The 14,349-nt window shown below is 66.4% G+C and carries 10 protein-coding genes and 3 pseudogenes; 8 read left to right on the forward strand and 5 right to left on the reverse strand.

The features are described from left to right. Positions 1-282 precede the first annotated feature (282 nt). Together FQ389_RS01750 and FQ389_RS01745 are read left to right on the forward strand one after the other, a co-directional pair. A complete protein-coding gene (locus FQ389_RS01750; RefSeq protein ID WP_144205921.1) occupies positions 283-1,449 on the forward strand; it encodes an FAD-binding oxidoreductase in 1,167 nt (388 codons plus the stop codon). Positions 1,450-1,527: 78 nt separating this feature from the next. Then, positions 1,528-2,406, forward strand: a pseudogene (locus FQ389_RS01745) (aldose 1-epimerase). A 54-nt stretch (positions 2,407-2,460) separates the two neighbouring features. On the opposite strand, the gene FQ389_RS01740 reads toward FQ389_RS01745, so the two are convergent. From FQ389_RS01740 to dnaK, 4 genes are read right to left on the reverse strand one after another with little or no spacing between them, the layout of a single operon-like run. Then, complete coding sequence (locus FQ389_RS01740; protein WP_144205920.1) at positions 2,461-2,847, reverse strand: heat shock protein transcriptional repressor HspR; 387 nt, start codon at positions 2,845-2,847, stop codon at positions 2,461-2,463. Next, the gene (dnaJ, locus tag FQ389_RS01735; protein ID WP_144205919.1) at positions 2,847-4,034 is read right to left on the reverse strand and encodes a molecular chaperone DnaJ; all 1,188 of its coding nucleotides are present in this window, start codon (positions 4,032-4,034) and stop codon (positions 2,847-2,849) included. Before dnaJ ends, FQ389_RS01740 begins: the two co-directional genes overlap by 1 nt. A 49-nt stretch (positions 4,035-4,083) precedes the next feature. Next, complete coding sequence (gene grpE, locus FQ389_RS01730) at positions 4,084-4,752, reverse strand: nucleotide exchange factor GrpE (RefSeq protein ID WP_144205918.1); 669 nt, start codon at positions 4,750-4,752, stop codon at positions 4,084-4,086. Then, a complete protein-coding gene (dnaK, locus tag FQ389_RS01725) occupies positions 4,749-6,620 on the reverse strand; it encodes a molecular chaperone DnaK (protein WP_144205917.1) in 1,872 nt (623 codons plus the stop codon). The genes grpE and dnaK overlap by 4 nt, the downstream gene beginning before the upstream one ends. 129 nt (positions 6,621-6,749) lie before the next feature. Between dnaK and FQ389_RS01720 the strand changes: the two are divergent. Next, positions 6,750-6,932, forward strand: a pseudogene (locus FQ389_RS01720) (sulfotransferase family protein); the annotation flags it as partial. 84 nt (positions 6,933-7,016) lie between these two features. Here FQ389_RS01720 and FQ389_RS01715 read toward each other — a convergent pair. After that, positions 7,017-7,910 (reverse strand): LysR family transcriptional regulator, encoded by an 894-nt coding sequence (locus FQ389_RS01715; protein WP_144205916.1) that lies wholly within the window; start codon positions 7,908-7,910, stop codon positions 7,017-7,019. A 277-nt stretch (positions 7,911-8,187) separates the two neighbouring features. Here FQ389_RS01715 and FQ389_RS17630 point away from each other — a divergent pair, with 277 nt between their 5' ends. The 5 genes and pseudogenes from FQ389_RS17630 to FQ389_RS01690 all read left to right on the forward strand — a co-directional run. Further along, positions 8,188-8,502 carry a hypothetical protein gene (locus tag FQ389_RS17630; protein WP_407662722.1) on the forward strand — a complete coding sequence of 105 codons (315 nt, stop codon included), beginning with the start codon at positions 8,188-8,190 and terminating at the stop codon, positions 8,500-8,502. 138 nt (positions 8,503-8,640) lie between these two features. Further along, on the forward strand, positions 8,641-9,327 hold the full coding sequence (locus tag FQ389_RS01705) for an amidohydrolase family protein (protein ID WP_260860407.1): 687 nt from the start codon (positions 8,641-8,643) through the stop codon (positions 9,325-9,327). A 280-nt stretch (positions 9,328-9,607) separates the two neighbouring features. Then, positions 9,608-10,186, forward strand: a complete 579-nt coding sequence (locus tag FQ389_RS01700; RefSeq protein ID WP_144205914.1) for a hypothetical protein — start codon at positions 9,608-9,610, stop codon at positions 10,184-10,186. A gap of 22 nt (positions 10,187-10,208) precedes the next feature. Further along, positions 10,209-11,571, forward strand: a pseudogene (locus FQ389_RS01695) (LuxR C-terminal-related transcriptional regulator); the annotation flags it as partial. 135 nt (positions 11,572-11,706) lie between these two features. After that, positions 11,707-14,349 (forward strand): 4Fe-4S dicluster domain-containing protein (locus FQ389_RS01690; RefSeq protein ID WP_144205913.1); only part of this gene is annotated, 2,643 nt, incomplete at its 3' end.

Below are 14,349 nucleotides of genomic sequence, written 5' to 3' on the forward strand. Positions count from 1 at the left end.
TTGCAGGTCAGTGGGTCCGGCATGACGAGAACGGTGCAGTGCAACGGGGGCTACCTGTCGGTCAGCGGCGTGGCCAACATGGACACCGTCACCGGTCACCTGCACCAGCGTCGCCGTTGCCGGCAAAGAAAATCGCCTCACCGTCGACGCAATCAGCATCTCGGGCACCGGCAACGTGATCACCTACCACTGGGGTTCACCGACGATCGCCAACACCGGCAGGTCGAACACCGTCCGTCAGGGCTAACGGCGGCGCTGCCAGCCGACTTAGAATCGGGCCCCGTGGGCTTAGAGGACTCCGATGCCCTGCAAGTGCTGCGCGACGCCCTGGCCCCCAACGCCGCGGGCGCCGAACTCGTGCGCCATTTCTACACCCAGTGGTTCGCCTTCAACGTCTCGCTACGCGACCTGTTCCCACCCGAAATGGACGCTCAGCGGGCAGCTTTCGGTCACGCGTTGCACTGGGTCTACGGTGAGCTGGTCGCGCAGCGCGCTCAGGAACCGGTGGCCTTCCTAGCCCAGCTCGGCCGGGACCACCGCAAATACGGTGTGCTGCCAAGACATTACGAATCGCTGCGGGCCGCCCTACTGGCCGCATTGCGCAGGCAGGTCGGCGACGCCTGGACCGATGCCGTCGACGATGCGGCCCACCAATCGCTCAACCTGATCACCGGCGTGATGAGCGGTGCCGCCGACGCCGAGGAGGGTCCCGCCTGGTGGGACGGCACCGTCGTCGAACACCATCGGGTTTCGCGGGACCTCGCCGTCGTCCGACTGCGACTGGACCACCCCATGCACTACCACCCCGGCCAATACGTCGACGTCCATGTTCCGCAATGCCCAGGGCGTTGGCGATTCCTCAGCCCCGCCATCCCGGCCGGCCCCGACGGCGGCATCGAATTCCACGTCCGCCAGGTCCCCGGCGGGCTGGTGAGCAGCGCGATCGTCAACGAGACGCGGCCGGGCGACCGGTGGCGACTGTCCAGCCCGCACGGCGGCCTGCACGTCGACCGGGGCGGCGGCGACGTCCTGATGGTCGCCGGGAGCACCGGCTTGGCGCCGCTGCGGACGCTGATCATGGACCTGTGCCGGTACGCGGAAAACCCGCGGGTGCACCTGTTTTTCGGCGCGCGGTACCGCTGCGAGCTGTACGACCTGCCTACGCTGTGGCAGATCGCCGCGCACAATCCGTGGCTGTCGGTCTCGCCCGTATCGGACTACAACAACAACCCGGCCTGGGCCGCCGACTATCCCGATGTGACGCCGCCGCGCGGTCTGCATGTGCATCAAGTCGGCCGGCTGCCGAGGGTGGTGACCCGGTACGGCGGATGGGGCGACAGGCAGATCCTGATCTGCGGTGGGCCCGCCATGGTGCAGGTCACCAAAAACGCGCTGCTGGCCAAAGGCGCTCCGCCGCAGCGCATTCAGCACGATCCGTTGAGTCGCTAGGCCCGACCGCTAGGTTTGATGGCGACGACCCGCCGCGCGCGGCCACGCCGCACTTGCGATCGCCGCTAGGCTGACCCTGTGCATGTGGTGACCCTGCGGGACCCCACCTCCTCGCTGGCCGCGCAGTTCGCGCCCCGACGACGGCATGATCGGCACCTCGCTGACCGACGACGGCGTCGAGTTGCTCGGCCAGCGGCGAGGCCTGGACGGCTACCTGCACGCCAGCAAGACGATGGGCGTTCCGATTCTGTATCCCTGGGCGAATCGCTTGAGCGCCAACACCTATACCGCCGAGCTGACGCCGGGCGATAACGGCGTCCGGGCGGACACCAACGGGCTACCCATTCACGGCGCCCTGGCCGCCTACCCGGGATGGCGGGTGATCACCCAGTCGACCAACGAGCTCACAGCCGAGGTGGACTTCGGTGCCGACCGGCGACTGCTGGCCAGCTTCCCCTACCCGCACTTGCTCACAGTGGACATGCGGCTGGCCGACCGGGCGGTGACGGTGCGCACGACCGTCACGCAACCGGCGACACCGCCGTCCCGCTGTGCTACGGCTTTCATCCTTACCTGCAGGTGCCGGAGGCGGCCCGCGGCGAGTGGCTCATCGAGACCCCGCCGCTGCTGCATCTGAGCCTCGACGGACGCGGCCTGCCCACCGGACAATCGTCGGAGCAGCCCGCCACACGAGAACTGCTGGGCAAAAACACCTTTGACGACGCCTACGACCAGGTATCCGACGGTGCCGTGTTCGCGGTGTCCGGTGGCGGGCGCTGGCTGGAAGTGCACTTCGAGCAAGGGTATTCGGCGGCCCAGATCTTCGCACCGCCGAGCGAGGAAGTGGTGTGCTTCGAGCCGATGAACGGCGCCGACCGCGGCGCTCAGCCGTGGCGGCTATCCACCGCCCGCCCCGGCGAACCGGCAGTCGCTCAGTTCTCCGTCCGAGTCGCCTGACCCCGCCGACCGCTGAAAGCCGCGCCGCGGCAGGTGAACCAGCGCATCCGCGGGTCAGCGACCCTTACGCGGCTGCCACACCACCAGCGCCGTGCTCTTGGGTACCACAGCGACCTCGCGGCGCTGGTTGGCGCGCAACGCTGCGATTTCCTCGGCCATTTCCTTCACCCGCGACTGCAGTGCCTCAACCTGATTGGTTAGCTCGATGATGCGCTTGATCCCGGCCAGGTTGACACCCTCGTCCTGGGACAGGCGCTGCACCTCGCGCAGCAATTCCACGTCGTGCTGCGAATAACGTCGCCCGCCACCGGAAGTGCGGCTCGGGCTGACCAGCCCCAGCCGGTCGTAGGTCCGCAACGTCTGAGCGTGCATGCCGGCGAGTTCGGCCGCCACTGAGATCAAAAAGGTCCGCGCCTCGTCGCGCCTGGAGTTCTTAACCATCAGCGGTTACCTGCCCATCCGGCCCGCGGGTTGAAGCCGCTCGCCCGCTCGGCTTCGGCGTACGCCTCCAGAGCTTCTTGTGCGGCGCCTTCCAGGTTCGGCGGCACAGCGACTTTCACGGTGACCAGCAAGTCACCGTGCCCACCGCTACGCTTGGGCACACCGCGCCCACGTACCCGCAGGATACGGCCGTCCGCCGTACCCTTGGGCACGCGAACACTGACCTTCCCGTCCAGGGTGGGCACGGAAAGTGTTGACCCGAGGGCTAATTCGCTGAAACTAACCGGCACGGTCACAGTCAATTCGTCACCGTCGCGGGCGAAGACCTTGTCCGGCCGCACGTGCACCGTCACGTACAGGTCGCCCGACGGGGCGCCGCGCAGCCCGGCCTCACCCTGCCCGGGCAGCCGGATCCGTTGCCCGTCTTCGACTCCCCGTGGGATCCGCACGCTGATGGTGCGGGTGCGGGTGGCGACACCGGTGCCCTTGCACTCGTCGCAGGGGTGCTCGATGATCGAGCCGCTGCCCCGACATTCGGTGCACGGCTCGGAAAACCCGAACGCCCCCTGGTTGCGGCTGACCACGCCGGACCCATTACAGGTGGGACACACCTTCGGGCTGGTGCCCGGACGTGCCCCGCTGCCATGGCAATTCGTGCACGGCGCTGGGCTGGTCAGCCGCAGCGGCATCGCGACGCCCTTGGCGGCCTCGACAAAATCCAGCTCGGTTTCGGTTTCCAGGTCGTTGCCGCGGCGCGGTCGACTGGGCCGCGCGCCCGCGCCGCGTCCGAACAGGCCGCCGAAGAGGTCGCCGATGTTGGCACCGCCGCTGCGGCCCGCGGCGTCGAACAGGTCGTTCAGGTTGAACTCGGCGCCATCGGAGCCGTAGCCGCCCACGTTGAAGCTGCCGAAGCCGCCACCGTCGAACCGCCGACCGCCGAAGCCCCCGCCGGCGAAAAGCCGGCGGGTCTCGTCGTACTCCTTGCGCTTGGCCGGATCCGAAAGCACGTTGTGCGCCTCCGACAACGCTTTGAACCGTTCGCCGGCCGCGGGATTGTCGGGATTCGCATCCGGGTGCAAGTCACGCGCCAGCTTGCGATAGGCGCGTTTGATCTCTTCGGGGCTGGCGTCGGAGGAGACGCCCAGCTCCTCGTAGAAGTCCTTTTCGACCCATTCACGCTGGGCCATGTCGCGTCACCCCCTCCCACCTTTCTGGCTGTTGTTCTGATTCTGTGCCTTATTCACCGGCGGCGGCAGCGTTTTCGTCGGTATCGCTCGATTCGGTCTCGGCGGGCTCGGCCGTAACAGCGGCGTCGCCGTCGTCCGGGATCGTGTCGACGACGGCGACCAGGGCGTGACGCAACACGTTCTCGCCCAGCTTGTAGCCCTGGCGCATGACCGTGCCGATCACCGGCTTGGAACCCTCGCCGCCATCGCCCTCATGCTGGACGGCTTCATGCAGCACCGGGTCGAAGTCTTCGCCTTCGGCACCGAACGCCACGACACCGAGCCCGGTCAGTGCGCTGTCCAGCTTGTCGGCTACCGACTTCAGCGGACCCGACTCCAGATCACCGTGTGAACGGGCGCGCTCGAGATCGTCCAGCACGCCCAGCAATTGGCTGATCACGGTGGCCTTGGCCCGATCCGCCGCGGCCTGCTGATCACGCAATGCCCGTTTCCGGTAGTTGGCGAAATCAGCCTGCACCCGTTGCAAATCGGCGGTCAGCTCGGCGACCTTGTTGGTGCCGTCATCTGCGGCGGAGTCCGTCGGGGCGGCCGTCGGTGTATCCCCTCCCGGCCCCGGGCTAGCAGGGCTGGGAGGGGCGTTCCGCACTTCTCCGGTCTCGGGATCAATCCGCCGCTTGTCGGTCACAGTCACCGGTTCTTGCGGATTGCCTTCGTTCACTTGGCCTCCCGGTCGTCGTCGACCACCTCCGCGTCCACGACATCGTCAGCGGAAGCAGATGTACCGCTTGCCTCTGCACCGCCGGCCTGCGCCCCGGCCGCCTGGGTGGCTTCGTAGATCGCCTGACCCAGAGCCTGGGACTCCTGACCCAGCTTCTCCATCGCCGTCTTGATCGCGGCAATGTCGGTGCCGCCCAACGCCGACTTGGCCTCGGCCACCGCGGCATCCACCTTGTTCAAGGTGTCCTCGGGAACCTTCGAACCACCGGACTCGGCCGCTGCGCCCCGTTGTTCAGCGACGAATTTCTCCGTCTGGTAGACCAGGGTCTCGGCCTGGTTGCGAACGTCGGCCTCCTCGCGGCGCTTGCGGTCCTCCTCGGCGTGCGCCTCGGCGTCCTTGATCATCCGGTCGATCTCTTCCTTGGACAGGCCGGAGCCCTCCTGGATTTTGATCGTGTTCTCCTTGCCGGTGCCCTTGTCCTTGGCGGTGACGTGCACGATGCCGTTGGCGTCGATGTCGAAGGTGACCTCGATCTGCGGGACACCACGCGGGGCCAGCGGGATACCGGTCAGCTCAAAGGAGCCGAGCAGCTTGTTGTGCGAGGCGATTTCACGCTCACCCTGGTAGACCTGGATCTGCACCGACGGCTGGTTGTCGTCCGCGGTGGTGAAGGTCTCCGACCGCTTGGTCGGGATGGTGGTGTTGCGTTCGATCAGCTTGGTCATCACGCCACCCTTGGTCTCGATACCCAGGCTCAGCGGTGTGACATCCAGCAGCAGAACGTCTTTCACCTCACCCTTGAGGACACCGGCCTGCAGCGCGGCACCCACGGCCACAACCTCGTCGGGGTTGACGCCCTTGTTGGGCTCCTTGCCGCCGGTCAGTTGCTTGACCAGATCGGTGACCGCCGGCATCCGGGTGGAACCACCCACCAGCACAACGTGGTCAATCTCGGACACCGAGATGCCGGCGTCCTTGATGACCGACTGGAACGGCTGACGCGTGCGGTCCAGCAGATCCTGCGTGATTCGCTGGAACTCGGCGCGAGTCAGCTGCTCGTCGAGGAACAACGGGTTCTTGTCGGCGTCAACGGTGATGTACGGTAGGTTGACTGAGGTGCTCTGCGAACTGGAGAGCTCGATCTTGGCCTTCTCGGCGGCCTCACGCAGCCGCTGCATCGCCATCTTGTCCTTGGTCAGGTCAATTCCGCTGGTGCCCTTGAACTTGTCGACCAGCCAGTTGACGATCCGGTCGTCCCAGTCGTCGCCACCGAGGTGGTTGTCGCCACTGGTGGCGCGGACCTCGACGACACCCTCGCCGATCTCGAGCAGGGACACGTCGAACGTGCCACCCCCAAGGTCGAAAACCAGAATGGTCTGTTCCTTCTCGCCCTTGTCCAGGCCGTATGCCAGCGCCGCTGCGGTCGGCTCGTTGACGATGCGCAGCACGTTCAGGCCGGCGATCTGGCCGGCTTCCTTGGTCGCCTGACGCTGGGCATCGTTGAAGTACGCGGGCACAGTGATGACCGCGTCGGTGATGTCCTCACCCAGGTATGCCTCGGCGTCGCGCTTCAGCTTCTGCAGCGTGCGCGCACTGATCTCCTGAGCGGTGTACTTCTTGCCATCGATCTCGACGGACCAGTCGGTGCCCATGTGCCGCTTGACCGAACGGATGGTGCGGTCGACGTTGGTGACCGCCTGGTTCTTGGCGGTCTGACCGACGAGCACCTCACCGTTGCGGGCGAACGCGACGATGGATGGCGTCGTCCGTGAGCCTTCAGAGTTGGCGACGACGACAGGGTCACCACCCTCGAGCACTGCGACGACGGAGTTGGTGGTCCCGAGGTCGATACCGACCGCACGAGCCATAGTGATTCCTCCTGATTGATGTAGGGCTTCTTTGGTGCCACTATGCTGAGTGAACCCCGCTCAATCCTGCCTCGTGAGCGCTGACCTGTCAAAACCCAATATTGAGTCTAGTACACTCAATTTGTCATCAAGCCTTACGAGGACCTGATCAGCGATCCCGAGGGTCAGCTGCGCTGGCTGTACGAGCACCTGAAACTGGGCGACTTCGAGTCGTACCTGCCGCGACTGCGCCAGTATCTGTCTGACAAGGCGACCTACCGGACCAACAGCTACCAATTGACGGCCGAACAACGCGCCGTCGTCACCGAACGCTAGGGTGAGTTCATCGAACGCTACGGCTACGCGGCGGCCGAGGATGCGCCGATCGAGTGCGCCGAGACGGCACTGGCGGGGTAGTCAGCGGGACGCGATCTCTTCGATCAGGTCCAGCACGACCCGGGTCGCCGCGCTGATCGACCGGGCCGCCGACGTGGTGACGAACAGCCGCCACTCCAGGTCGTGGTCGCTCACCCGCAGCGTGGCCAAGCCTAAATCGTCGATCTCGTCCAGGATGGTCCGGCTCAGAAAACCGATGCCCAGACCGTTGCGGATGTAGGTCGCGGCCGTGCCCAGATCGGCGACCTCCACCGTGACGGTCCGCTCGACGCCGGCGGCGGTGAACGCGTTGTCGATCACGGTTCTGGTGCCGTATCCCGGCGGGCCGTCCACGAACGACATGCCCGCCAGCTCCGCCAGCTCCACCGAATCCCGTTGGGCGAGAGTATGATCAGCGGGCACGACCAGCAGCAGCGGAACCGAAGCGACCAGCCGGGCGTTCAGATCGGCCGGCGGCGGCCCAGTGAAGACCAGAAACGCCACGTCGAGATCCCCATCGCGGAGCTGGCTGGCCAAACCGGCCGACCCGGAGCTGGCCGCGCGCAGGTGAACATTCACCCCGGGGTGGCGGGTGTGCAGCTCCGCGAGCACCGTGGGCATGTCGATCACACTGATCGACGTCAGGACCCCCACCGTCACCGTGCCGCGAATAGAACCGCGGGTGGCGTTGACGGCGTCCTTGGCGGCGCGGGCCGCGTCCAGAGTCTCACGAGCGCGCGGACGCAACTCCACGCCCGCCGCGGTCAACTCCACTCCGCTCGGACCGCGGACGAACAGTTCCGCTCCCAGTTCACGCTCGAGGGCCTTGATCGTCGCCGACACACCCGATTGGACGACGTGTAATTTCTTCGCGGCCTCGGTGAAGCTCCGGTTATCTGCGACCGCAAGGAAATACTCAAGATGGCGAAGCTCCACACAGCTATTATCACCGCACGTGCTAACGTCCATCAGAACATGTCGCTGGCCCAGATGCAGCAGGTGATCGTAGCGTCGATTTCGTCAAGCGTTCTGACCGCCCGGCGAATGATCAAACCCCCAACCTGCTGGACGTGCCAATGACTCTGCAAGCTCCCGCCTTGACAAGGACCAGGACTCGCTGGTCCTCTCCTTCCACCGACGACCAGTTCGTCGTTGGCCGCCGATTCACACCGCGGACAAGATCGCCCCGGCGCTCGCCGTCGGTAACGCCGTCGTGCTGAAGCCACCGGAGCAGACGCCCTCGGTGGTGCTGCGGATGGTGGAGCTGATCCAGTCGGTGCTTACTTGCCGGGCACCGCTTGCTGCACGCGGTGCCCGGCAAGTGAAAGGTGGGCCGGCGCCGTGTTCGTCAACAACTACTTCCGGATCGCGATCGGGACGGGCTTCGGTGGGGTCGGACACAGCGGCTTCAGCCGAGCACGCCGAGGAGACGCTGTCGGAATACGCCTACACCAAGACGATCCGGTGGGCCGCCAAGTGCGAAGAGTTGCCGTACTGGACCGCCGCCAGCCGCGTGCTGGAAGGTTAGGAGCGTCTTGCGCACCATCGCACTTGAAGAGCATTTCGCCACCGACAGATTTCTGCGTGGACCGGGTAGCTGGCTGGCGTCCCGCGCGGGCGTGATCGAACGCCATCGCCGAGTATGGACGAGACTCGCATAGCGGCGATGGATGAGGCGGAGGTCGACCTCGCGGTGCTGCCGCTGGCGACGCCCGGTGTCGAGCAGCTGGACGGGCCGAAAGCCGTTGAGCTGGACCGGGAATGCAATGATGAACTCGCCGCCGCGATCGGGCGTTACCCCGACTGGCTGGCGGGTTTCGCCACGATGCCGACGAGTGCACCAGATGCCGCGGCCGAGGAAGTCGAGCAGGCGATAGGTACGCTCGGTTTCCTCGGCGCGGTCATCAACGGGCACAGCCAGGGTCGCTACCTGGATGACCCGTTCTTCGAGCCGATCTTCGATCGCGCGGCGACGCTCAAGGCCCCCATCTACTTGCACACGACGATCCCGCCGGCGGGCGTCATCGAGTCCTGCTACGCCGGGTTCGCGCCCGAGGTGACGTTCGCGCTGGCGACCGTGGGGTGGGGCTGGCACATCAACACCTCCACGCGCGTGCTGCGCATGAATCTCGGCGGGGTATTCGACACCTACCCGGACCTGCAGATCATCATCGGCCACATGGGCAAGGGAATGTCGTTCATGCTGCCGCGGTTCGACGCAACACTCAGGCCGGAACTGACCGGCCTCAAGCACCTGGTCAGCTGGTACCTGCGAAAGAACGTCAACTACACCTTTGCCAACTTCAACAACGAGGCCACCTACGGCCAACCTGGTCTCACAGGTCGGCATTGACCGGTGAGCGTTTCCGCCGACTATCCCGTTCGGGTCGATGAAGGCCGCCCGTGCGTTCCTGGACGGCCTCCCGCTCAGTGATGACGAGCGTGCGCGCATCAGCCACCGCAACGCCGAGCGGCTGCTCGGTCTCTGAGTGGGCTTGGCCCGCGGCAATCGAGCCCGGATTCGACGATAACGCTTCGTTATCATCGGCGTCTCAAGGGCGCGTCGCCACCGCAGCTTTCCCCTCCTCGTGCGTACTCTACGTCTGACATCTCAGATCTTCGGGGAGCGACGCGTGCGGTTATACCACAAGGCACGGCGGGGCTTGGCCGGCGGCTCGCTGCTACTGGTGGCCGTGCTGGCGGGCCCCGCGCTGACGTCCGGCTGCAGCTCCGTCATCGAGGGCAGGCCGGTTGCCACGCCGGGCACCGGGCCGACCGAGCCCGCGTTCCCGACACCCCGGCCGAGCGGCGCCCTACCGCCGTCCAGCCAAACTCCGGCGCCACCGGCGAGCCCCACCACCCCGGCCAGCGCCATTCCGCTGCCACCCGACCAGAACGGCTACGTCTTCATCGAAACCAAGTCCGGCACAACCCGTTGCCAGATCAACAAGGACAGCGTGGGGTGCGAGGCACCATTCACCAACTCACCTATGCAGGACGGTGAACACGCCAACGGCGTCCACATCACCTCTGGCGGCACGGTGCAGTGGATATTGGGCAACTTGGGGGCGATCCCCACCGTCACGATCGACTACAAGATCTACGACGCGCAGGGCTGGACCATCGACGCTTCCGAAGCCGGCACCAAGTTCACCAACAGGCGCACCGGACACGGAATGTTCGTCAGCGTAGAGAAGGTCACCACGTTCTGACGCGGGTCAGTATGGTCGGTGCCGTGGCGCGGCCAGCGTCGCCACACATGACGGCAACGCGGCGCAAGCGGCGGAATTATTCGGCTGGCTAGGCCCGCAACCGGACGCTGTGGCCGGCGCGTCCGCAGCGATCGTGTTCTCCGCGACCGGAGACCTCGCCGCCACACGTAATGCCTTTCAGATCAAGGATTCCGGGCCTCCAACCATGGCCGCGCGGACCGCGCGCGGTCTCGCCGAGGGACTGCTGCTGACCATGGATCAGCCCTACCCGGCAGCGATCGCGCGACTCGGCCAGGCCATCGCGTCCGCGCAACCCATGACCGAAGTCCTGCTCGACAGCCCCACCAGGCTGGTCACCCTGGCCGCGATACATGCCGGCGATCCGGTCCGGGCCCGCAGCGTGATCGGCCGCGCGGTGCACGCCGACAGCGACGCGGTGTTCCACTCTCGGCACACACTGCTGGGGGCCTGGATCAAAATGCAGGACGGGCAGCTGGCAGCGGCCGGCGCGGATGTCGTCGCAGCCGGTTCCGTCCAGCTGCACCGCCGTGACGCATTGTGAGCAGCGACGCTGCAGACCGCCATCGCCCGTCGCAGCGGGGATGCCGGTGCGCTGCACAAGCATTGGTACGCGGGCATGGAAGTGCTCGCCGAGCACTCCGTCGATCTGTTCGCCCTGCTGCCATTGGGCGAGTTGTGGGTCGCGGCCGTGCGCATGCGCCAGGTCGAGCAGCTGCGCCACACCCTGGAGCGGGCGTTCGCCCTGCTGGATTCGCTGGGCAATCCAGCACTGTGGTCCACCCCCTGCATTGGCGGGCGTGCACGCCGGGATCCTCGCCAACGCGCCGGAGCTGGTGGCGCCGCACGGTCAGGCCCTCGGCGCGGCGGCCGCGGTCAGCACGCTGGCGCACACCCTGTCGGGCGCGGGCCGCACCTGGCTGCGGGTACTGGCCATCCAGGTCGACGTCGACGAGGTCACCGCGGCGGCGCGCGCTCGCGCACGTATGGCCTGACTTCCGACGCCACCCGGCTGACTGGTCAGGCCGCGCTGCAGACACCCGATGGCAAGGTGTCCGGTGCGATGCTGCAGCTCGCCCGCGACCTGAAGGTCGGAGCCACCCCGGACGAGGCCCCCGGTGACCAAACGCACAGCGCGGCTTCGCCGTCAGCGCAGCCGCCGTCAGGGTCTGCGCTGACGCAGCGCGAACGCGAGGTTGCCGAACTCCTGCTGCTGGGTATGCCATACCGGGACATCGGCACGCAACTTTCATCTCGGCGAAAACGGTTGAGCATCACGTGGCCCGGATACGCCGCCGACTGGGCGCCGGGCCGCGCTCAGAGATGCTCTATTAATGATCCGTGCGATGCTTGCTCCGAACGGCTAAGCCGCTGGTCAACGACCTGCAACAACGGCGGTTAGGTCAGCCTTTCTCGCGACGGTAACGGTGCAGATGTCACTATGAGCTAGCAAAGGTCGAACGAATTTTCGCTGGGTGACGAGGCGTGGGGAGAGACCTTCTGTGACCACACAGACGCTCATACGACTGGTGCTAGGCCTGGGCTTGACCGCGGTAGTGGTGTCGTTGGCACTCAAACGCGTCTGGTGGCTGTACCGGCTGGTCATGGCGGGCCAGCCCGCGACCGGCCGCACCGACAACATCGGTTCGCGCATCTGGGCGCAGGTCTCCGAGGTGTTCGGTCAGCGCAAGCTGCTCAAGTGGTCGGTTCCCGGCCTCGCCCACTTCTTCACCATGTGGGGCTTCTTCATCCTCATCACTGTGTACATCGAGGCCTACGGCACGCTGTTCCAGCCCAACTTCCACATCCCGATCGTCGGCCGCTGGAACGCCCTGGGCTTCTTGCAGGACTTCATCGCCCTGGCGGTGCTGGCCGGCATCACAACCTTCACCATCATCCGGTTGCGCAGCGAGCCAAAGGAACACGGCCGCTCGTCACGCTTCTATGGTTCGCACATCGGCGGCGCCTGGCTGATCCTGTTCATGATCTTCCTGGTCATCTTGAGCTACGCCATCTTCCGCGGCGCCGCCGTCAACACCGGCGACTTCCCTTACGGCCACGGGGCCTTCTTCTCCCACGCGATGGGCGCGCTGATGCAGCCGCTGGGCCCCACGGTCAACGAGTGGGTCGAAACCCTCGCGCTGCTGGCCCACATCGCGGTCGCGCTGATCTTCCTGCTGATCGTGCTGCACTCCAAGCACCTGCACATCTTCCTGGCGCCCATCAACGTCACGTTCAAACGCCTGCCCGACGGCCTGGGCCCGCTGCTTCCGATGGAGTCCGGCGGCAAGCCGATCAACTTCCAAGATCCCGGCGAGGACGACGTTTTCGGCCGCGGCAAGATCGAGGACTTCACCTGGAAGGCGAACCTCGACTTCGCCACTTGTACCGAGTGCGGACGCTGCCAGTCGCAGTGTCCGGCCTGGAATACCGGTAAGCCGCTGTCGCCCAAGCTCGTCATCATGGACCTGCGCGACCACTGGATGGCCAAGGCGCCCTATATCCTTGGCGAGAAGAAGGCCGAGCCGCTGGAGGGCCTGGATCTCGAGACCACCCACGAGAAGGGCCACCATGTCCCGGAATCCGGCTTTGGCCGGGTGCCCGGACATGGACCCGAGCAGGCGGCGCGCCCGCTGGTCGGGACTGCCGAGCAGGGCGGCGTGATCGATCCCGACGTGCTGTGGTCGTGCGTGACGTGCGGCGCCTGCGTCGAGCAGTGCCCGGTCGACATCGAACACGTCAATCACATCGTAGACATGCGTCGCTACCAAGTGATGATGGAGTCGGAGTTCCCGTCGGAACTCTTGGTGCTGTTCAAAAACCTTGAGAACAAAGGCAATCCGTGGGGCCAGAACGCTGGTGACCGTACCAATTGGATCGACGAGGTCGACTTTGACGTTCCGGTCTACGGCGAAGACGTGGACAGCTTCGATGGCTTCGAGTACCTGTTCTGGGTCGGCTGCGCCGGCGCCTACGACGACAAGGCCAAGAAGACCACCAAGGCGGTGGCCGAGCTGCTGGCCATCGCCGGGGTGAAGTATTTGGTGCTCGGCACCGGCGAAACCTGCAACGGTGACTCAGCCCGCCGTTCCGGCAACGAGTTCCTGTTCCAGCAGCTGGCCCAGCAGGCCGTCGAAACCCTGGACGGGGTGTTCGAAGGTGTGGAGACCGTCGACCGCAAGATCGTGGTCACCTGCCCGCACTGCTTCAACACCCTCGGCAAGGAGTACCGCCAGCTCGGCGCCAACTACACCGTGTTGCACCACACCCAGCTGCTCAACCGGTTGGTGCGGGACAAGAAGCTGGTGCCGGTGACGCCGGTCTCGCAGGACATCACCTACCACGACCCGTGCTACCTGGGCCGGCACAACAAGGTGTACAAGGCGCCGCGCGAGCTGATCGGCTTCGCCGGGGCGAACCTCACTGAGATGCCGCGCCACGCCGAACGCAGCTTCTGCTGCGGCGCCGGGGGCGCGCGGATGTGGATGGAAGAACACATCGGCAAGCGCATCAACCACGAACGCGTCGACGAGGCGCTGGCCACCAACACCGCGACGATCGCGACCGGTTGCCCGTTCTGCCGGGTGATGGTCACTGACGGGGTCAACGACCGACAGGAAGAGGCCGGCCGCAGCGGGGTCGAAGTGCTTGACGTCGCCCAGATCCTGCTGGGATCGCTCGAGTACGACAAGGCGACGCTGCCGGAGAAGGGCACCGCCGCGAAGCGGGCGGAGGAACGGGCCGCGAAAGCCGAGCCCAAGGCCACCGCCGTGACGGCTCCGGCGGAAGCCCCCGCGGCGACCGAAGCCGCCAAGGCGGCCCCGGCTCCCGCCAAGGGCCTAGGGATCGCAGGGTGTGCCAAGAAGCCGGGCGCCAAGAAGGCGGCCGCGGAGACCACAGCGCCCGCGGCGGAGACCCCGGCGGCGCAGCCGAGCCCCGAGGCCGAGGCACCCAAGGCACCCGCAGCGCCCGTTAAGGGCCTGGGGTTGGCCGCCGGTGCCAAGCGACCCGGCGCCAAGAAGGCTCCGGCCGCTAAGCCGGCAACCGAGGCCACGACGGAAACGGCCCCGGCCACCGACACCGAACCGAAGGCTGACGCGGCGACCGCGACCAAGGCAGCGGCCGCGCCCGCTGCGCCGAAACCC

This window comes from Mycobacterium tilburgii, assembly GCF_902168065.1.
Lineage (GTDB): Bacteria > Actinomycetota > Actinomycetes > Mycobacteriales > Mycobacteriaceae > Mycobacterium > Mycobacterium tilburgii.

Excerpts from the sequence above, each read along its gene's own strand:
- FQ389_RS01740 (WP_144205920.1), bottom strand. The coding sequence starts at position 2,847 with ATGGTTAAGAACTCCAGGCGCGACGAGGCGCGGACCTTTTTGATCTCA.
- dnaJ (WP_144205919.1), bottom strand. The coding sequence starts at position 4,034 with ATGGCCCAGCGTGAATGGGTCGAAAAGGACTTCTACGAGGAGCTGGGC.
- dnaK (WP_144205917.1), bottom strand. The coding sequence starts at position 6,620 with ATGGCTCGTGCGGTCGGTATCGACCTCGGGACCACCAACTCCGTCGTC.
- FQ389_RS01705 (WP_260860407.1), top strand. The coding sequence starts at position 8,641 with ATGGATGAGGCGGAGGTCGACCTCGCGGTGCTGCCGCTGGCGACGCCC.